This window comes from Streptomyces sp. NPDC002698, assembly GCF_042888945.1.
GTDB lineage: Bacteria > Actinomycetota > Actinomycetes > Streptomycetales > Streptomycetaceae > Streptomyces.
In genome coordinates this window covers 59,016-77,763 of record NZ_JBIAQM010000008.1, presented here as the reverse complement: position 1 = coordinate 77,763, position 18,748 = coordinate 59,016, and the positions used below count along the sequence as shown (strand labels likewise).

General features: G+C 72.1%; 17 protein-coding genes and 1 pseudogene. 13 read left to right on the top strand and 5 right to left on the bottom strand.

The features are described from left to right. The first annotated feature begins 11 nt into the window (after window positions 1-11). Window positions 12-794 (top strand): hypothetical protein, encoded by a 783-nt coding sequence (locus ACFYW9_RS14345; RefSeq protein ID WP_389149137.1) that lies wholly within the window; start codon window positions 12-14, stop codon window positions 792-794. A 186-nt stretch (window positions 795-980) separates the two neighbouring features. Further along, complete coding sequence (locus ACFYW9_RS14340) at window positions 981-1,292, top strand: hypothetical protein (RefSeq protein ID WP_389149134.1); 312 nt, start codon at window positions 981-983, stop codon at window positions 1,290-1,292. A 369-nt stretch (window positions 1,293-1,661) separates the two neighbouring features. Here ACFYW9_RS14340 and ACFYW9_RS14335 read toward each other — a convergent pair whose 3' ends face one another. Further along, complete coding sequence (locus ACFYW9_RS14335; protein ID WP_389149131.1) at window positions 1,662-2,027, bottom strand: hypothetical protein; 366 nt, start codon at window positions 2,025-2,027, stop codon at window positions 1,662-1,664. A 238-nt stretch (window positions 2,028-2,265) separates the two neighbouring features. Here ACFYW9_RS14335 and ACFYW9_RS14330 point away from each other — a divergent pair, with 238 nt between their 5' ends. Genes ACFYW9_RS14330 through ACFYW9_RS14320 form a run of 3 tightly spaced genes read left to right on the top strand, consistent with a single transcriptional unit; the run spans window position 2,266 to window position 8,078 of the window. Further along, window positions 2,266-3,252, top strand: coding sequence for a hypothetical protein (locus ACFYW9_RS14330; protein ID WP_351870036.1), 987 nt, complete (start codon window positions 2,266-2,268; stop codon window positions 3,250-3,252). 48 nt (window positions 3,253-3,300) lie between these two features. Next, entirely contained in the window at window positions 3,301-5,148 is a 1,848-nt protein-coding gene (locus tag ACFYW9_RS14325; protein WP_389149127.1) for an HSP90 family protein, read from the top strand. Window positions 5,149-5,150: 2 nt separating this feature from the next. After that, window positions 5,151-8,078 (top strand): hypothetical protein, encoded by a 2,928-nt coding sequence (locus ACFYW9_RS14320; protein ID WP_389149124.1) that lies wholly within the window; start codon window positions 5,151-5,153, stop codon window positions 8,076-8,078. Between the two features lie 69 nt (window positions 8,079-8,147). Here the strand turns inward: ACFYW9_RS14320 and ACFYW9_RS14315 are convergent. Then, window positions 8,148-8,333 (bottom strand): annotated as a pseudogene (locus ACFYW9_RS14315) (hypothetical protein); the annotation flags it as partial. A gap of 176 nt (window positions 8,334-8,509) precedes the next feature. On the opposite strand from ACFYW9_RS14315, the gene ACFYW9_RS14310 reads away from it, so the two are divergent. Both ACFYW9_RS14310 and ACFYW9_RS14305 read left to right on the top strand, forming a co-directional pair. After that, entirely contained in the window at window positions 8,510-9,058 is a 549-nt protein-coding gene (locus ACFYW9_RS14310) for an FABP family protein (RefSeq protein WP_351870029.1), read from the top strand. 93 nt (window positions 9,059-9,151) lie between these two features. Beyond that, on the top strand, window positions 9,152-10,048 hold the full coding sequence (locus ACFYW9_RS14305; protein ID WP_389149119.1) for an NAD-dependent protein deacetylase: 897 nt from the start codon (window positions 9,152-9,154) through the stop codon (window positions 10,046-10,048). Window positions 10,049-10,140: 92 nt separating this feature from the next. Here ACFYW9_RS14305 and ACFYW9_RS14300 read toward each other — a convergent pair whose 3' ends face one another. After that, complete coding sequence (locus ACFYW9_RS14300; protein ID WP_389149116.1) at window positions 10,141-10,497, bottom strand: hypothetical protein; 357 nt, start codon at window positions 10,495-10,497, stop codon at window positions 10,141-10,143. A gap of 230 nt (window positions 10,498-10,727) precedes the next feature. Between ACFYW9_RS14300 and ACFYW9_RS14295 the strand changes: the two genes are divergently transcribed. Next, window positions 10,728-10,982, top strand: a complete 255-nt coding sequence (locus ACFYW9_RS14295; protein ID WP_387296900.1) for a lipopolysaccharide assembly protein LapA domain-containing protein — start codon at window positions 10,728-10,730, stop codon at window positions 10,980-10,982. A gap of 91 nt (window positions 10,983-11,073) precedes the next feature. Here ACFYW9_RS14295 and ACFYW9_RS14290 read toward each other — a convergent pair whose 3' ends face one another. Further along, window positions 11,074-11,622 (bottom strand): DUF1062 domain-containing protein, encoded by a 549-nt coding sequence (locus tag ACFYW9_RS14290; RefSeq protein WP_351870020.1) that lies wholly within the window; start codon window positions 11,620-11,622, stop codon window positions 11,074-11,076. A gap of 426 nt (window positions 11,623-12,048) precedes the next feature. On the opposite strand from ACFYW9_RS14290, the gene ACFYW9_RS14285 reads away from it, so the two are divergent. The 5 genes from ACFYW9_RS14285 to ACFYW9_RS14265 all read left to right on the top strand — a co-directional run bounded on the left by ACFYW9_RS14285 (window position 12,049) and on the right by ACFYW9_RS14265 (window position 17,889). Beyond that, on the top strand, window positions 12,049-14,088 hold the full coding sequence (locus ACFYW9_RS14285; RefSeq protein WP_389149634.1) for an ABC transporter ATP-binding protein: 2,040 nt from the start codon (window positions 12,049-12,051) through the stop codon (window positions 14,086-14,088). Window positions 14,089-14,299: 211 nt separating this feature from the next. Further along, window positions 14,300-14,953 (top strand): DUF1707 domain-containing protein, encoded by a 654-nt coding sequence (locus tag ACFYW9_RS14280; RefSeq protein ID WP_389149111.1) that lies wholly within the window; start codon window positions 14,300-14,302, stop codon window positions 14,951-14,953. A 90-nt stretch (window positions 14,954-15,043) separates the two neighbouring features. Next, window positions 15,044-16,309, top strand: a complete 1,266-nt coding sequence (locus ACFYW9_RS14275) for an MFS transporter (RefSeq protein ID WP_389149108.1) — start codon at window positions 15,044-15,046, stop codon at window positions 16,307-16,309. A 300-nt stretch (window positions 16,310-16,609) separates the two neighbouring features. Continuing rightward, complete coding sequence (locus tag ACFYW9_RS14270) at window positions 16,610-17,101, top strand: sortase (RefSeq protein ID WP_389149105.1); 492 nt, start codon at window positions 16,610-16,612, stop codon at window positions 17,099-17,101. Between the two features lie 95 nt (window positions 17,102-17,196). Further along, window positions 17,197-17,889, top strand: a complete 693-nt coding sequence (locus tag ACFYW9_RS14265; protein WP_389149102.1) for a class F sortase — start codon at window positions 17,197-17,199, stop codon at window positions 17,887-17,889. A 285-nt stretch (window positions 17,890-18,174) separates the two neighbouring features. On the opposite strand, the gene ACFYW9_RS14260 is transcribed toward ACFYW9_RS14265, so the two are convergent. After that, window positions 18,175-18,696 carry a MarR family winged helix-turn-helix transcriptional regulator gene (locus tag ACFYW9_RS14260; protein ID WP_389149099.1) on the bottom strand — a complete coding sequence of 174 codons (522 nt, stop codon included), beginning with the start codon at window positions 18,694-18,696 and terminating at the stop codon, window positions 18,175-18,177. Window positions 18,697-18,748 lie beyond the last annotated feature (52 nt).

The window sequence follows — 18,748 nt, the reverse complement described above, 5'->3', positions numbered from 1 at the left end:
ATGCTGGGCGGATGTACGAGACAGCCGCCGCACGGGCGACCGCACGGTGGCCCTTCGCCGAGTCACGGGAGGCCGACTGGCTGCGCGAGCTGATCGCCGACGACGGACTCACCGGGTTCATGCCGCCGGCGTCGCCCGACGCGGCCTGGGTGCTGCATTCCATGTACGAGCACGAGCTCGGGCCGAACGACATGTCGTTCGGCGACTTTCAACGGGCCGTGCTGTCCGGCGAGCACGACGTCATCCCGGGCCTCGACCCCGCCGACGTACTCGACGGCGTCCCGGGTGAGCTCCCCGGTCCCCGTTGGCACAGGCTGCGATGGACCGAACTGGCGCGGCGGATCGGTGATCCGGTGGTGCCCGAGGGACGCTTTCCGTGTCACACGTCCTTCCCCACCATCAGGTCGGGAAGCTGGCCGGCCACGATCCAGGCGCCGTCCGAAGGCCATCTGGCCCGAGCCGACTGGAGCCGTCTGATCGATGTCCTCACCGCGCACAGCCCGCTGGGCGCCGACACCCCCTGCCTGGCCTACTACAGCCCCCTGCTGCGCGCGGACGGGGACTACGAGAACCCGCGCATCCGCACGGGCGCGCTCGCGGACGCCGAAGTGCTGTACGACCACCCCGAGGAAGATCACTGGAGCCCGTCCAACCTCTGGTCCCGGGACCGGTCCTGGATCGTCTGCACGGACTACGACCTGTGGGCCACGAAGGTCGCCGGCCCCGTACAGCTCGTCGAAGCACTCCTCGACGACGGGGAGATCGAGGCCGTACGACTGCCCTGGGCCACCTGACCATCCTCGCCGGTGCCCGCGCCCGACTCCGCGGGGTTGGGCCGTGGCAGAATGCCGGCATGGTTCTGATCCGAAAGGGCGATGCCGCGTAGGCGCCCGAAGGCCGTCCGCGACGAGCGATGGCGGCCGCCCCGACACGTACCCGTCCCCAGGATCCCGGGCGTATCGGCTCGAACTCGCGCCGCTGTGCGGCGCGTTGAGGCCCGCTACCTGCACCAGGACGCCGTCGCCGTCGCTCTCGACCGGTTCGCGTGGGCGTTCAAGCAGCCCGGACGGTATCTGACCGGCCCCGGTGAGAGTCCCGGCATCGAGATCGAGGACGGCCGGGACGACCTGGAAGTGGCCCTCCGGCATCTGCCCAAAGGAGCCCGCGCGGATCTCGGTCGGCTCGTGGAGCGGATCGACGCGGAGTTCGAACGACGCACTCTTCCGGATCCGGGCTGGGCCTGCGAATGGACGGCCGGGCGCTGGTGGTGGTGGCGCATACGGGAACGGTGACGCCGATGACCGGCAACTGGCATTGGCTGAGGCAGTGGTACCGGCAACTCGCACCGGCACCGGCACCGGCACCGGCACTGGCACTGGCACTGGCACTGGCACTGGCACTGGCACTGGCGGGGACCTCTCACACGGACGACGGCCCGCGGAAGCCGCTCATACCTCCCCGGCACTCGCCCGCCTCGCATCACCCCGGCCCACCAGCCAGACGCCGAGCGCCGCCAGGGCGTACACCGGCAGCCACAGCGTCGTCGTGGAGGCCAGGCAGTCGTCCACGACGTGCCGGCTCCGGTCGTCCTGGGCGAAGGCCAGCGCGGCGCCGTCCTGCCCGGCCAGGTCGTGCAGGGCGGCCTGGGCCCGCAGTGCCGCTTAGTCGCCCAGGTGGGCGCACTTCGTGCGAGTGCCGGGCATCGGGAAGAACCACTCCCAGCGCTGCATGGCGGGCGCCACCGCGAGGGCCACGCACAGGCCGACGACCAGGGAGTAGGCGGTCAGGCTCCGCACGTACGCCGGCCGCGCGCCGGGCGTGGGAACGGGCGGCCGGGCGCAGGCGAGGATCAGCGCGAGCAGGGTGGCGCCGAGATAGGTGGAGAACCACTGCCAGGAGCCGGAGGAGAGCGCGAAGGCCAGTACCCCGGCGAGGGCGGTGCTGAGTACCCCGGCCCGGTTGGCGGCTCCCCGGTCCGTGAGGGCGGTCACCGATCCCCGGGAGCCCGCGCTGCTGCCGTCGTTCATGCGCTCTCCTGCTCAAGCCTGATGCCGGGCCCTCAGTTTCCCGGCCGCCGTCCTGTTCAGGGCCTCGCACCATGCCGTTCCGCCCGCGGCCTCGCCCGGTTGGCGGGCGCGAGGCCGAGATCCCGCGCGGCAGGGGATCCGGGCCCGTGAAGCACCCGTGGAAACTCGGTGGCAACGGTGTCAGCAGGTCCGTTTATGCTGCACCGAACGATCATGAGGGACCAGGGGAGGGCGCAGCATGTGGGGCAGGCTGTTCGGCAGGGAAGGGGAGCGACCGGCGGCGGATCCGCACGCGCTCCCGGTGGTGCGCAAGGGCAAGAACGGGGTGTACACACTGCGCGCGCTCGGGGACGTACGGGTGCTCGCGCTGGTGGAAGCGGCCGACGCGGGTGACTGGGAGGCGGTCAAGGCCGCGCTGGCCCCGTTCGATCTGGGCCGTGACCACAAGGTGCTCGCCGAGCTGGCCGAGCTGGACGGCGTCCAGGACTGGATCGGGCGGGCCGTCGAGGAGGACAAGGAGCACCGGGCTACGGCCCTGCTGATATCCGGGACGCGTCACATCAGCTGGGGCTGGGAGGCGCGCACCAGCGCGCGCGCCGCGGACGTCAAGCAGGAGCAGTGGCACGTCTTCCGCGAGCGGCTGCTCGTCGGCGAGGAGCACCTGCTGGAGGCCGCCGAGCTGCGGCCGGAGTGGATCACCCCGTGGCGCCGCCTGCTCACCTCGGCCAGGGGCATGTCGCTGGCCTCCTCCGTGAAGGAGGCCCGGCTCGACGCCGCTCTGCGCCGTGACCCGCTGGATCTGGAGACCCACATCGAGTGGGTGTCGCAGTTGCAGCCCCGTTGGGGCGGCGATCCCGGCCAGGCCCTGGCGTTCGCCCGCGAGGCGGTCGGCCGCGCCCCGCAGGGACACCGGCTCGGCTGCGTGATCGCCATGGCGCACATCGAGGACTGGGTCGAGTCGGAACGTGCGGACTGCCTCGAAACCCCGGAGATCCAGGCCGAGTTGCGCAAGGTGGCCGATCACAGCATCCTGCACCCCGGCTATGTGCGGCACCCGGGCTGGCAGCACGACTTCAACGTGTTCGCCATGGCCCTGTCGCTGGCCGGTGAGGGTCACACGGTCCGGCGTGTCTTCCAGGCGCTCGACGGCGCGTACACGAGCTGGCCCTGGACGTACTTCTCGGAGCCCCAGAAGCAGTTCGCCCGCCACCACCGCCGCGCCTGAGCGCACGCCGATCCCGCCACCCGTCTCCTCTCCCCTCCGGACGTCCCGATGACACTGCCCGACACCGCCGCGATCCCGGCGGGCGACGACCGCACCTTCCAAGTGGATCTGCGTGGCCTCGTCGACCTCCTGTCCCACCACCTCTACTCCAGCCCCCGCGTCTATCTGCGTGAACTCCTGCAGAACGCGGTGGACGCGCTGACCGCCCGGCACTCCCTCGAACCGGGCGCCTCGACCGACGCGTTCGGCATCCGCCTGTACGCCGACGGTTCGGTGGTACGCGTCGAGGACGACGGCGTCGGTCTCACCGAGGCCGACGTGCACACCTTCCTCGCCACGATCGGCCGCAGCAGCAAGCGCGCCGAGAAGATCGCCGAACAACGCGGTGATTTCATCGGCCAGTTCGGCATCGGTCTGCTGTCCTGCTTCCTGGTCGCGGACGAGATCCATGTCCTGAGCCGCTCGGCCCGTACCCCCGACGCGCCCACCGTGGAGTGGCGGGGACGCGGCGACGGCAGCTACACCGTCCGCACCCTGCCCGCGTCCGCCCGTCCCCGGCCCGGCACCACCGTCACCCTGACACCGCGCGCCGACGCCGGTGAGTGGACCCGGCCGGTCCAGGTCCAAGCGCTGGCCCGGCACTTCGGCTCCCTGCTGCGCCACCCGGTGACCTTCGCCGACGGTACGGGCGGCACGCCCGCGCCGGTCAACCCCGAGCCCGCGCCCTGGGCGGTCACGTACCCGACACCGGGAGCCCGTTCGCGCGCCCTGGCCGCGTACGGCGAGGAAGTCCTCGGGTTCAAGCCGCTGGACACGATCGAGCTGGACCTGCCGGCCGTGGGCCTCAAGGGCGTCGCCTGCGTGCTGCCCGAGACGGTTCCGGCCGGACGCCGCCACGGCCACCGCGTGCACGTCAAGGGCATGCTGCTGTCCGAGCAGGCCGAGGAGATCCTGCCCGAGTGGGCGTTCTTCGTCCGCTGTGTCGTCGACGCCGAGAGCCTTCGCCCGACGGCGTCCCGCGAGTCCCTGTACGAGGACGACACCCTCGCCGCCGTCCGCGACGCCCTCGCCGAACGGCTGCGGGAGTGGATCGCCCGGGCCGCCGCCAGCGACCCCGACCTGCTCGCGCGCTTCCTCCAGGCGCACCATCTGGCCGTCAAGTCGCTCGCGGTGCACGACGACGAGATCCTGCGGATGCTGCTGCCCTGGCTGCCGTTCGAGACGACCGACGGGCACGCGACGCTCGACGAGTTCGCGCGCACCCACCGCACGGTGCTCGTGACGTCGAGCGTGGAGGAGTTCCGCCAGGTCGCCGCGATCGCCTCGGCCGCCGGACTCGGCGTCGTCAACGGCGGGTACACGTACGACCGTGAACTCGTCCACCGGCTGCCGGAGATCAGGCCCGAGGCGAGCGTCGCGGACCTCGACCCGGCGACCCTGACGGCCCACCTCGACCCCGTCGACCGGGAGACGGAACTGGCCGCCGCGGCGTACCTGGCGCAGGCCCGCGACGCCCTGGCCGTCTTCGACTGCGACGTCGCCCTGCGCTCCTTCCAGCCCGCCTCCGCCCCCGCCCTCCTCGTCGACAGCCGCGAGGCGCGGCACGAGCGCACCCGCTCCCAGCTCGCCCGTGAGCAGGAGGGCGGCGTGTGGGGCGACATCCTCGGTGCCCTGCGCCAGGAGGCTCCGCGGGCCCAGCTGATCCTCAACCAGCTCAACCCGCTGGTCCGTACGGCCGTCACCATCGCCGAGCCCGAGCTCGCCCGCACCAGCGCCGAAGCCCTCTACGGTCAGGCCGCGATGCTGTCCCGGCGTCCGCTCAGGCCCGCCGAGTCGAGCCTCATCAACCGCTCCTTCCTCGACCTTCTCGCCCACGCCCTCCGCAAGGACAGCTGACGATGCCGATCGCACCCCAGACCACCGACGAGCTGCTCCAGGCGCTCCAGGAGAACGACCGGCGCCCCTACGGCCGCACCCGTACCGTCACCGCCGAGGAACTCGTCGAGGCCGCCGAGCAGTTCGAGGAGCCCGTCCCGCTCATTCACGCTCTTCTCGAACTCCAGGAGGCGTACACCTACGGTTCCGAGCCCCGGAAGTCGCCCGTCGTCTTCGCCCGCCTGCTCACCCTGTTCGACGAACAGCCCGACGTCTTCGACGGACGCCTGCGGCACACGCTGTTCTGGCGGTTCAAGTGGGTGGCCAACGCCCTGCTCGCGCTGCCCGAGATACCGCTGACCAGCCTGCGCCAGTGGCAGACGGAGATGCGCGACCGGTACGAGAAGGCCGGCCTCGGCCTCCAGCCCTACTACGGGCAGGCGTACCAGCTCGCCGCCCACATCGGTGAGGACACCGCCCTCGCCTTCGAGCTGTGGGCGGGCCGCCCCCGCACCCAGCTCAGCGACTGCGAGGCCTGCGAGATCTGCGAGCGGGCCCTGTACCACCTCGCGACGGGCGACGACGAGCGGGCCCTGCGCGTCTGGGAGCCCGTCCTGGCCGGGAAGGACTCCTGTCAGGAGGAGCCGGCCCGTTCCATCTCGCACGCGCTGCTGCCCCTGCTGCGCACCGGCGCCGTCGAGCGGGCCGTCGAACTGCACCTCGCCGGCTACCGCGCCTGCCGCCGCAACCCCTCGATGGCCGGGGAGGTCGGCCGTCACCTGGAGTTCTGCGCGCTGACCGGTAACGAGGCACGCGGTCTGGAACTGCTCGCCGAGAACCGGGGGCTGTTCGACGAGGTGGACTCGCCGCGGGAGATGCTCGACTTCCTCACCGGTGTGGACGTTCTCCTCCGGCGGGTCGAGCACCTCGGTCACGGCGAGCTGCCCGCGGCCGGATACGCGGGCCGCGCCTGGACGGTGGCCGGGCTGCGCGCCGAAGTGGGAGACCGTGCCGACGACCTCGCCGCGCGTTTCGACACCCGCAACGGAACCGGCACCCGCGGCGACCGTCGCAAGGCCCGCGTCGAACGTGCCCCGCTCCTGGACGCGCTGGAGCTGACCCTGCGCCCCCGCAGCCTCGACGACCTGGCCACCGCCGCCGTCCCGGTCGCCGCGGCCCCCACCCGTACCACCACCGCCGTGCCCGAGTCGATCGCCGAGATGATCCTCCAGGCAAGGGCGTTGGACGACCAGGGACACCCCGACTCACCGGCCTGCTGGGCACGGCTCCGCACGCTCGCCGCCGCCCGCGACTACACCCACCCCGACGACCCGGAGGTGGGTCCGCTCGTACGGCTGCGCGCGGACCTGCTGGACGACGAGGCGAACCGGGCGGGCGACAAGGACGACTTCACCGTCGCCCAGGCCCTGTACGAGGAGGCCGCGGGCCTGTACGAAGACGCCGCGGCTCCGGGTCAGGCGGCACTCGCCGGCGCCTGCGCGCTGCTCGCCGCCGCGGAGGGCGTCGGCGACGAGGCCGAGGCGAAGGCCGCCGCGCTGACCGCCGCCCACGCGTCCATCGTCGCCCTGCACGAGGGGGCTTCCGATCTCGCGCCGGTGCACGAGGCCCGTCTGCTGCGGCTGAGGGCGACCACCCTCGGCCTGCGCCTGCAGAAGTCGGGGAACGAGGAGGACGTCGCGCCGGTCTTCGCCGAGGTGGACCTGCTTCTCGAGTTCGCCACCCGGCACGACGTCGTGGGGCAGATCTCCGGCGGACTGCTGCTGCGAGCGGGCACGCACGCCCTCTCCGGGGACCTCCCCGCCGCGCTCACCGGGGTCGACGACCTCCTCGACCGGCTGAAGGCCCACGGCCCCGCCTGGCACATGCCTCGCGCCCTCGGACTCCGGGGCCGGCTCCAGCTCGGCCTCCGGGACCCGGAAGCCGCGCACGCGAGCCTGGCCGAGGGCCTGCGACTGGCCGCCGCCTGGCCGGCCGCGGCGGTCGACACCGGCCGCCTCCACGGTGACCTGGCCGAGGTCTGCATGCACCTGGGCCGGCCCGACGAGGCACTGCGCCACCTGACGCGCTCGGCGGAGCTCGACCTCCGTCACGGCAGCCGCACGGAGGCGTTCTGCACCTACAGCAACGCGGCCCAGCTCAGCCTCGACATGGGCCGCGTCGAGGACTGCATCGCCCTGCTCGACTCCCTGATGGCCGAACCGGACGTCACGGCGGGTGAGCTGGACGACCGGCTCCTGGCTCAGCTGCGGCTGACCCGGGCCCGGGCTCTGCACGCGGGAGAGGACCTCAAGGCGGCCACGGCCGAACTCGTCGCCCTCGCCGCCGAGTCGGCCGGCTGGGACGACGACCCGGGAAGCCACGCCATGATCGCCGCCGAGGCGGCCGTTCTCCTCGGCGAGTCCGGCGAGTTCGACCGGGCCCGCGAAGCGGTGGCCCAGGCGCTCGCCGCCCACGGGCAGGCACCGCGTTACGAGCAGCTCAGCAGTTGCCTGCGCGAACTCGCCCGCCAGCGGACCCAGCAGCAGGGCGAGGACGGCCTGGCCGACGCGCTCGCCTTCCTCGCCGACGCCGGCCGGATCGCCGAGGAGGCCCGCGAGGCCGGGTACGAGGCGCAGGGCCGCTCCCTGGAATCGGCCCTGGCCTACGAGCACGGGCGGGTCAACGCCTACGCCGGTGCGTACGAGGACGCCCTGGCCGCGCTGGAGAAGGCCCTCGCCCTGCTCGGCGAGCCGGGACCGGAGGACGACCGGGCCGGCGAGTGGGCCGAGTGCGTGCGCTTCGCGGGTGCCGTGGAGGGCATCTATCTGGAGCGCGTCTCCCCCGCCCTCACGCGCCTCGACAAGGCGGTGTCCCTGCTGACCGCCCTGGGCCGCACGGCGGAAGCCGAACCGCTGACCGCCTTGGCCTCCCGGCTGCGCGACGAGGAGTGACACCCCGGCCGCGGTGCCGGGACACCCCTTTCCCGGCACCGCGGCCGCGGCTCTCCCCCACGCCGGTCAACGGTCCAGCGCGGGCAGCACGACACGGCGGAGGTTGTCCTGGCCGACCGGGGCCGGACCGCGGCCGAATCCGTCGCGGAGCCTGGCGGCGACGGACGACTTCCCCGAGGCGCTGTTGCCGCGCAGGACGAGCAGCCGGGTTTCCTCGTTCCCACCATCACGGCGGTCACCCCGCCGACGGCCGATGACAGCATCGGACGCGATCCGCGGCACCTCCGGAATCGACATCAGGAAGCCGCTGGGCGAAGGGCGGACGTCCCACTCCTCGAGCCGCCCGCCGCGCCGCCGGGAGGATCGCGATCTCCGAGTGGAGTACCACTAGGCTGCCAGGCGGCACCGGCCTCAACCCTGGAGTGGATGTCATGGTCGACCTCTTCGGGAAGCACCCGTACCCCGACTCGTTCCGCTCGGACGAGAAGCCCGCACCGCACGTGCTGCTCACTCCGGTGACCGGACTTCTCGGCACCTGGGCCGGACAAGGCCGCGGCGGCTACCCGACGCTCGACGAGGAGTTCGTCTACGCGCAGGAGGTCACCTTCAGCCACGACGGCCGGCCCTTCCTCCACTACGAGGCGCGCGCCTGGCTCCTCGACCCGGACGGCGCTCCGCTGCGCCCGTCGGCCCGGGAGAGCGGCTGGTGGCGGATGCAGGCCGACGGACGTGTGGAGGCGTTGATCACGCAGCCGACCGGCATCGCGGAGATCCTGGTCGGGCAGGCGGCCGACGGTGCGGTGGATCTGGCCACCCAGCAGGTGGCACTCGCTCCCACGGCCAAGGAGGTGGTCGCCACGCGCCGCCGCTACACCTTGGCGGACGCTGACACGCTGGACTTCCTCCACGACCTGGCGGCGGTCGGTCAGCCGCTGCAGCACCATCTCTCCGCGCGGCTCCGGCGCACGGGCGGGAGCTGAGGCGCGCGGCCGGCCTCGCGGCGGGGCCGGCCGGAGATCGGCGCGGTGCCCGACGGCCCGTACAGGGTGTCGTCGTGTCCGTACCCTGGGAGCATGCGCATGCGCCCCACTCTGAGCTGGATACCCTCCGGAGATCTACCGCCGGGCACCACGGATCTGGAGCCGGTCGCCGCCGCGCTGAGCACCGGCGGTGTGCTGGTTCTCAGCGGGGCGGGTATCTCCACCGAGTCGGGCATCCCCGACTACCGGGGCGAGGGCGGGAGCCTGCGCCGGCACACCCCGATGACCTACCAGGACTTCACCGCCACCGCTCAGGCCCGGCGGCGGTACTGGGCGCGCAGCCACCTCGGCTGGCGGACCTTCGGCCGCGCCCGCCCCAACGACGGGCACCGGGCCGTGGCCGCGTTCGGGCGCCGCGGACTGCTCTCCGGAGTGATCACACAGAACGTCGACGGTCTGCACCAGGCAGTCGGCAGTCAGGGCGTCGTGGAACTCCACGGAAGCCTGGAGCGGGTCGTCTGTCTCTCCTGCGGTGCCCGCACCCCACGGCGCGAACTCGCCCGCCTGCTGGAGGAGGCCAACCCCGGCTTCGCGCCGGTGGCCGCCGCCGTCAACCCGGACGGTGACGCCGACCTCACCGATGAGCAGGTCGGGGACTTCCACGTGGTCCCGTGCACGGTCTGCGGCGGCGTCCTCAAGCCGGACGTGGTCTTCTTCGGCGAGTCCGTTCCGCGGTCGCGGGTCGAGGAGTGCCGCCGGCTGGTCCGTGAGGCGACTTCGCTGCTGGTCCTGGGCTCCTCCCTGACGGTCATGTCCGGACTACGGTTCGTCCGTCAGGCGGCCGATGCCGGGAAACCGGTGCTGATCGTCAACCGGGACGCGACCCGGGGCGACCAGCACGCCCTCACCCGGGTCGCGCTCCCCCTGGGTACGGCCCTCACCACCGTCGCCGGCCGGCTCGGCGTCCCCTTGGACGAGGCCGCGGCCTGAACCGGACCAGGAGATGATCCGGCTCCGGTTCGTGCCTCCGGTTCGTGGCGACGCCCGAGGCCGCGGCCGTACCGCCGGAGGGATGGCGTGGCTCAGTGCTCTCCCCGGAAGCGGTCGGCCCAGCGACGAAGAGTCCGTCGCGGACCACTCATGCGCGAGCGGGCCGGTCGTCGGCGCTCCCGGGCGCCTACCGGGATTCCCGCTCCGGGACCGCGCTCCCCGTGGTCGTCGGGCGACAGGACCGGTGCCTTGCGTTCCTTCTGCGCCTGGATCTCGACGTGGGCCGCGTGTGAGGTCGCGCGAAACGCCTCTTCGTACGAAGCGAGAGCCGCGTTCACGGCTCCACCGGCAAGGCCTCTGGCACGGACGCGGGCGGCGAGCCAGACGAAGAACCCCAGGACCGCGGCGAGGCCGCCGAACATGACGACGAAGGGCACGAGCGCATCCATGGGGTGAGGCTACCGGCCGGCTCCCCGGCTCTGATGGGCGGATCTGATGGGCGGAAGGCCGCGCAGTCCGCCGACAGCCACCGCGGACGGACACCGCGGACGGACACCGCGGACAGCCACCGCGGACGGACACCGCGGACGGACAGAGTGCACCAGCACGCGACGGGCGCGGGGCACCCGTCGCGACCGATCGAGTCGCCCGCTCGCATGAACAGCCGGATACTGGCTGTATGGCCCAGAAGACCGCGAAGGCACACGGGCCGTCCACGGTGACGGTCAAGGGGCGGGACTACCGGCTACGCAGCATCGGATTCTTCGTGCTGGCAGCCCTGACGATCTGGTTCATCGCAGCCAACACCAACTCCGTGACCATCCGGCTCTGGATCCCCGAGGTCACCCTCCCCCTCTGGATCGTGCTGACCGTCACCCTCCTCGTCGGCATCCTCCTGGGGCTGCTGATCGCCTACCGCCGGGCGCGCCGGTAGTCCGCGCTCCGGATTCCCCGGTCAGGCCGCCCGGAGCTGGGGCCTGCCCGGCGGATCATGCCGGACAGGCCCGCGCCGGTCCCGAGAGGGATCAGCGTTTGAGTGTGAAGGTGAAGTCGCCGGACACCTTGCCGCTCAGCCGGACCGCCGAGACGACCTTCCCCTCGTCCATCAGTCTCTCGACCTCGGCCCGCGAAAGACCGCAGCCGTCGGCGATCAGCCGCACCGGCCGGAGGGGTATCCGCGCCGCGAAGCGGACCGAGACGTCGATCACCTCGCGGCCCAGATGATCCGAACCGCCGGTGTCGAGACGCCAGGCGCCGTCCCAGTCGAGGGCGATGCGATTACGGCGCCGCACGACCGGGTCCTGCAGCAGCTCCGCCGCGAGGCCAGGGTCGTTGTCGTGCATCCGGTCCAGCAACTCCGGTCGGACCGAGCGCACATGCGCCCGCTCCAGGATCGTGAGCTTCGCCGTGTCACCGCAGCCGGCGCAGAGCACGAGAAGCCAGGCGTCGAGGAGCTTGTGGTTCGCGTTGACACGGAATTTTCCGTTGGCCCGGAAGCGCTCGGAGGCGCATGCGTGGCATCGGCGGAGAACGGCAGGCAGGCAGGTGGGCATGACCACCCAGCTATTGAGCACAGAAGTACACCGGTTTCAGTGAGAAGTCCGCAGCAAAAGGCAGCGCGGCGCACGGGTGCGACGCGCGACAGATCAGCGCTCGGGAGGTCTCACACGGTGTACAACGGCACGTCCTTGCCTAGACGAACAGGTCCGCGAACACGCTAGTGGCGGACCCCGTCGCAACTCCACCGGTTTTCCAACCGGCCGAACCGACCGAACCGACTGGACTGACCGGACCGACCCGACCGTCCCCGGCCACTTCGACTCCCGGAGGCCGATAACCGACGTATGCGACATAGTCACGCGCGAGTTGGGCAACCATCCTCAGATGGTGACGTCCAACCGATGGCGTACGACCACACGCAGAAGCGTCTTCCCACCGACACTCGCTCGCGGCCCACGGTCCGGGGCACGGAACCACAACGCGCGGGGAGGCGCGGTGTGATGAGGTTCTTCGGCAAGGTCCGGCTCGCGGAGCCGGAAGTGTCCGACGCGGAGCGCGAGTTGTTCGGCGGCCCGTTGCGGTATGACATGGGCTGGTCCCAACACGAGCACGCCCAGCTCGACTTGACCATGCTGTCCGCACTGCGGTCCATGCCGACCCTGGTCGGAGCGACCTTGCGCATGGCATGGAACACCGACCGACGGGCGCTCATAGCCGTCGGCGTGAGCGAGATCGGGCAGGGCGTCGCCGCCGCCGTCGGACTGCTCGCCGTCAACGCGGTCATGCACGCCCTGCTCGGGGTCGGCACCGCGGCCGAGCGGCTGCACGGCCTGATGCCGGGCCTGCTGGCCGCCGCCGCGATCGCCGTCGTCAACTCCGTGCTGGCGGGCTGGTCCACCTCCCGGGCGGGCCGACTCGAACCGCTGGTGGAACGGATCGCCACCACCCAGTACCTGGCAGCCGCGGCCTCCGTGGAGTTGGAGGCCATCGACGACCCGGACTTCCGGCGGCTCATCGACATCGCCCAGTACGGCCCCGCGTCCGCCCGCCGGATGATCAGCGCCTGTGTCGCCGCGCTGAACAGCACCATCTCCCTGGTGGCCACGGCGGGCGTGCTGACCGTGCTGCACCCGGCGCTGCTGCCGATGCTCGTCCTCATCGCCACCCCACGGGGCTGGGGCGCGATGCGCGTGGCCCAGGAGCGGTACGTGTCGGTGATGAGCTGGATCGAGCACCTGCGGGCGAGCCGGCTGATCGGCAACCTCCTCACCGAACGTACCGCCGCCCAGGAGGTACGCATCCACGGCGTCGGCCCCTTCCTGCTCAGCCGGTACGAACGCATGGCGCGCAGCGCCGAGGCCGAGCAGGAACGGCTGGCCGCCGGCAAGGCGGTCACCGAGTGGGTGGCCTCCGCGCTGTCCGGACTGGCGATGGCCGGCACGTACGGAACCATGATCTGGCTGATCATGAGCGGGCACATGAGTCTGGCGGTGGCCGGCACGGCGGTGATCGCCGTCCGGTCCGGGTCGGCGAGCCTGGGCGCGCTGGTGATGAACGTCAACACCCTGCACGAGGAGTCCCTGTACGTCCGCGACCACGGACGCTTCCTGACCGAGGCGGCCGGGTACGCCATCCCCGAGACGGGCGGTCCGGTTCCGGAGCAGGTCAAGCAGATCACGCTCGACGAGGTCTCGTATCGCTACCCCGACCGCGAGGCTCCGGCGCTCGACCGGGTCACGCTCACCATCCCCATGGGCTCGGTCACGGCCGTCGTCGGCGAGAACGGCTCCGGCAAGAGCACCCTCATGAAGGTCCTCTCCGGCCTGCTGCTCCCTCAGGGAGGGACGGTGCGCTGGGGCGACCTGGACGTCACCGGGCTGGAACGCTCCCAGGTCTTCGAGCGCGTCGCCCTGCTCACGCAGGACTTCCAGCGCTGGCCCGTGACGGCGGCGATGAACATCCGGATCGGCCGCCCCGAAGCCGAGGCGACGGACGACGACCTGCGGGCGTCCGTCGACTACGCGGGGGCGGGCCCGGTCGTCTCCAGACTCCCCGACGGGCTGCGGAGTCTGCTGGCCCGCGTGTTCCGCGGGGCGATCGAACTGTCCGGCGGCGAGTGGCAGAAGGTCGGTCTGGCCCGCACCCACTGGCGCAGCTCCACCTCGCGGGCGGACAGCATCCTCATCGTGGACGAACCGACGTCCGCCCTCGATCCGGAGGCCGAGATCGCGGCGTTCGACCGCATCCGCGGACTCGCCGCCCCGCACCGCGCCGTCGTCCTCGTCACCCACCGCATGTCCGGGGTCCGCCACTCCGACCGCATCTACGTCCTGCACCAGGGGCGGCTGGTCGAGGAGGGCGGCCACGACGAACTCATGGCGGCCCAGGGCCGCTACGCGGCGATGTTCACGGCCCAGGCCGCCCAGTACGCACCCACCCCCACCGTCCCGCACCCCAACTCACCCGCGTCACCCAGCCCACCCGCGTCACCCGGCTCGTCCAGCCCACCCGGCTCACCGGCTGTCGCGGACCCCGCGTGACTCCGTCGGCGGGGCAGCCGCTCAAGGCGCGGAACGCGTCCGGGAAAGCGCGCGGTGCGCGTCGGTGAAGTCCTCACCCCCTCCCGCCGAAAGACTCCTCCCTCATGTGATGACGCCGGACCAGGATCTCTGTATCGCGATATAGCGCTAGTCTTCTCCTCGCGCCGCCGCCCGCGGCGCGAGGAGTCGTTCGACAGATCAGGACGGAAGCATGTCGGGAGAGATCACGCCCACCGGGAAGCCCTCCGGCCCCGGCTCGTCGCCCGAGCTGCGGGCCTCGCACGCGGACCGGGACCGGGTGGTGGACGTGCTGCGTATCGCGGCCGGGGACGGCCTGCTGACCGCGGACGAGCTGGACGAACGCCTGGAAGCCGCCCTGTCGGCGCGGACCTTGGGCGAACTGGCCGGGCTCACCGCCGACCTGCCGTCCGTCGGCGCGTCCGGAGCGGAGGCCAAGGACAGCGTCCGGATCGAACAGGTCCACAGCGGCGCGGTCGAGCGCGTGGGGCGCTGGGTCGTGCCGCGGAGGCTGGAGCTCGCCGTGACGTACTGCGAGGTGACCCTCGACTTCACCGACGCCGTGATCACGCACGACACCCTGCGCGTCGACGTCGGCATGACGGGCAAGACCCTGACGCTGGTCACGCGGCCGGGGATCGTGGTCGACACCGACGGCCTGCGGCTGGTGCACTGCAAGGTCGAACACCGGCCGGCTCCGGCGCATCCGGACACACCGGTCGCCTTGCGGGTCGAGCTGGTCGGCGAGAAGGCTCACGGTCGCGTGGTGGTGCGTCCCCCGCGCCGGACGTTCGGGCAGTGGCTGCTGCGCAGGCCCGCCACCCTTTCCCCTGAAAAATACAGGTGACCTGCGGGGACGGCACTGTTTACCATCGGGCGCCGCAGTTCACGTCCGCTGTCCCTGATCGGTCGTCTCGTGAAGTCTCTGGTTCCTGATGTGCTGCGTGATGAGCCGCAGTTCGCCCGCCTGTTCATCGGGCAGTCCCTCTCGGTGGTGGGCGACCGGGTGTCGTTCGTCGCCGTGCCGTTCGCGGTGCTGTCGGTGGGCGGTTCCGCCTCCGACGTCGGGCTCCTCGCGGCCGCGAGCCTCGCGCCCATGCTGCTGTTCGCCCTGGTGGGCGGGGTGTGGGCGGACCGTTTCCCGCGCCACCGCATCATGCTGGTGTCGGACTTGGTGCGGTTCGCGGTGCAGGGGCTCGCCGCCGTACTGCTGTTGACCGGTGTCGCCGAGGTGCGGCATCTGGTGCTGCTGATGATCGTGTTCGGCACGGCCGACGCGTTCTTCATGCCGGCGGCCACGGGACTGGTGCCCCTGCTCGTCGGCGCCGACCGGCTGCGGGAGGCGAACGCCCTGCGCGGGTTCGTCCAGTCGGCGGGACTGGTGGTCGGTCCGGCCGTGGCCGGAGTTCTGGTGGCGGCGGCCGGTCCCGGCGGCGCCCTGGCGGTGGACGCGCTGACCTTCGCGGTCAGTGCCGCGTTCCTGGCCCGGCTCACCCCGCGCGACATGACACCCGGGACCACGCAGGCGACCCCAGGAGGAAGGTTCCTCCAGGAGTTGCGCGCCGGCTGGACGCAGGTACGCAGCCGGACGTGGGTGTGGTCCGGCATGGCGGCCATATCCGTCTACCACGTCGTCGTGCTGCCGTCGGTGTTCGTGCTGGGGCCCGTCCTCGCCGAGCGCGAATGGGGCGGCGCGGCCGGTTGGGCGATCGTGACGGCGGGCTTCGGCATCGGCTCCGTCGTAGGCGACGTCTGCGCCTACCGGCTGAAGGTCAGGCATCCGATGGCGCTCGCCGCCGCGGCGCTCGCGGTGGCCTCCTGCCAGGCCGTCATCATCGGGTCCGGCGCGCCCGTCGTCGTGATAGCCGTCCTGGAAGCGGTCACCGGTGTCGCCGTCTCCCTCTTCTTCGTCATCTGGGAAACCGCGCTGCAGACACACATACCCGAGGCCGCCCTGTCCCGGGTGAGTTCGTACGACTATCTGCTGTCGACGGGACTCATGCCGCTGGGCCTCGCGCTCGCGGGCCCGGTGTCCGACTCCCTCGGCGTGCGTCCCACGCTGTACGCGATGACCGTCATCGGCGTCCCCGCCGCGCTCGCGCTCCTGTGCGTCCCCGCCGTACGACGCCTCCCCGCCCGCGCCTCGGCCACGACCGGCGGCGGTGACAGCGTCCGCGACGCTCCGGAGGTCGGCGTCGCGTGAAACGGGGAACGGGGAGCTCGGTGGTCGCCGAGCAAGGGGACGCGTGGCTGTGTCCCCTTGGCCCGTTCGGGGATGAAGGCCATTAGCCCATCCGTTTCCTGTGTCGAGACGGCCGTCGGCGCACGTCCGCTTCGGGGACCTGCGCAAACGCTCCCGCGGGAGGCGACAAGGCCGCTGCCCGGGTGACACCGGGGCAGCCGCTTCCTGTTGCGGAGCTGACGGAGCGTCGGTTTTCTCGTCGGTGGAGACCACAGGAGCGCCGAGCGGACCGGTCGGCCACTGCTTTGTCGGAGGATTCCCTTGCGAAACACACACGTTGGCGTCGGTGTCGGACTGCTCCTCGGCGTCCTGGCTCTGCAGAGCCCGGCCGCCGTGGCCGCCGGGGACACGGAACTCCGTATCGACCCGGGCAACGCCCTGCCGGGCTCCACGGTCACGGTCACGACCACCGCCTGCGGCCCGGACGTGACGTACGGCAAGGGCGAGTCGGCGTCGGGGGTTCAGTTCCACATGTTCGGGAGCAACCGCAGGGGTGTTCTCGTGGGTGAGTTCCAGATCCCGGCCGAGGGCGCGTCCGGCACCGACACCGTCACCGTGAAGTGCCCGCCGCGGATCAAGCTCACGGACACGTACGAGATCGCGAACCAGCAGCCGAACGGCGCCATCCACGCCGGGTTCGGAGACGCCCAGGACACCAGCACCCAGGTCGCCATGGGCGGCGCGCTGATCACCGCGGCCGCGGGCGGGGCCCTGTACCGGATCCGCCGTCGCTCGCTCGGCACCCGGTCCTGACCTTTCCGCTCCGGCGGCCCCCAAGGCCCCGCCCCCGTTTTCCCGCACGACGGGAACGGACTCCACCCGGCTCCCTCCAGGCAAGAGGCCCGACGTTGAAGGAATCCAGGGACAAGGCCGACGCGCCGACGCGCGCGTTCGTTCCACCGGTCACGTCTCTGATCGTGGCCCTGGTGGCGGGCATCCTGCTGGTGCTCGGCACGATGGTCGACAGGCGGCCCCCGCAGCCCTCGGCCGACCAGGCCTTCCCCACCCCGCCGGCGGGTCTTGCCGCCCCGCCGGCACACCCCGCCGCCCCGCCGCTGCCTCGCTCCGGGCCCGTCCGCATCCGTATCCCCGCGATCGGCGTGGACGCCGCCCTGGCACGGCTGGGCCTCGACAGGGCGGGGGCTCTGCGGCCCCCGCCCGAGGGCGAGCCCGAAATCGCCGGCTGGTACGGCGGGGGCACGACCCCGGGTTCGCGCGGCACGGCCGTGACCACGGGACACGTGGACACACGCGCCGGAGAAACCGGCGTGTTCTACCGACTCGGCGCCCTCACCAAGAGCGAGACGATCGAGATCGACCGGGCCGATGGCCGTACCGCCGTCTTCACCGTGGACGCCGTGGAGGTCTACGACAGGGACCGCTTCCCCGACAAGAAGGTCTACGGCACCACGGGCCGGCCCGAACTCCGCGTGATCACCTGCGGCGGCGGGGCCGGGGACGGCGGATACCGCGGCAACGTCGTGGTGTACGCGACGCTCACCGGCTCGCACCGGACCAAGGGCCACGCCGTGGCGGGGTAGCGCCGGCCCGGTCCGGCAGGTACCGGAGGCCCGTACGGCGGCCGAGCGGCGGCCGTACGAGGCGGTGGCGCGTGCCGCGCACCGGACCGATCCCGCGCTCGCGCCGACTCCGGCCCAGCCGCTGGCGGTGCCGGAGGACAAGCGGGTCCCGGAGCCGGCCACCCCGTCGCGAAGGCGTCTGCCCCTAGCGCGAAGGGCGGGACGCGGGCGAAGAGGATGAGCGGATGAGCGGGTGGGGGGAGGCCGGCTGGGCTGCGGGGAGCGAGCGGTCAGGGAGTTCGTCCGTCAGGGGTGTGAAGGGAGCGTGGTGTCACCGCGTGGTGTCACCGCGTGCTGTTCCGTGAGGTGGCTGTCCATGGTGGTGTTCAGGTCGGCCATGAACGCTTCGAACTGTTCCAGGAACTGGGGCGGGTAGTGCGACATCGCGGCGTCGAGGCGGCGGGCGAGCGGGCCGAAGAACTCGTCCGCCCGTTCCTGGATGTGCCCGCCGCTGCGCAGCGTGACGACGCGCCGGTCGGAGTGCTCGCGGGCGCGGGTGATGTGCCCCGCCGCTTCGAGACGGTTCAGCAGCGCGGTGGTGGCGCCCGTGGACAGGGAGATCCGCTCGCTCAGCCGTGCCGGTGACAGGGGGGTGCCGCGCTCCTCGGCGGCGGCGATCTCCAGGACCGCGGTCGCGTCCGTGGAGTGCAGGCCCAGCCAGGCGGCGAAGCGCCGGCTGAGCTCGGCGTAGTGGCCGCCGTAGATCCTCAGCGACTCCATCAGCCGCTCACGCTGCTCCGCGACACCGTCACGCACTGCTTCCTCCACGCCTCCGCCCTTCTCTCCTGTCACGCGGTCCGCACGGTCATCCCGCTTTGAC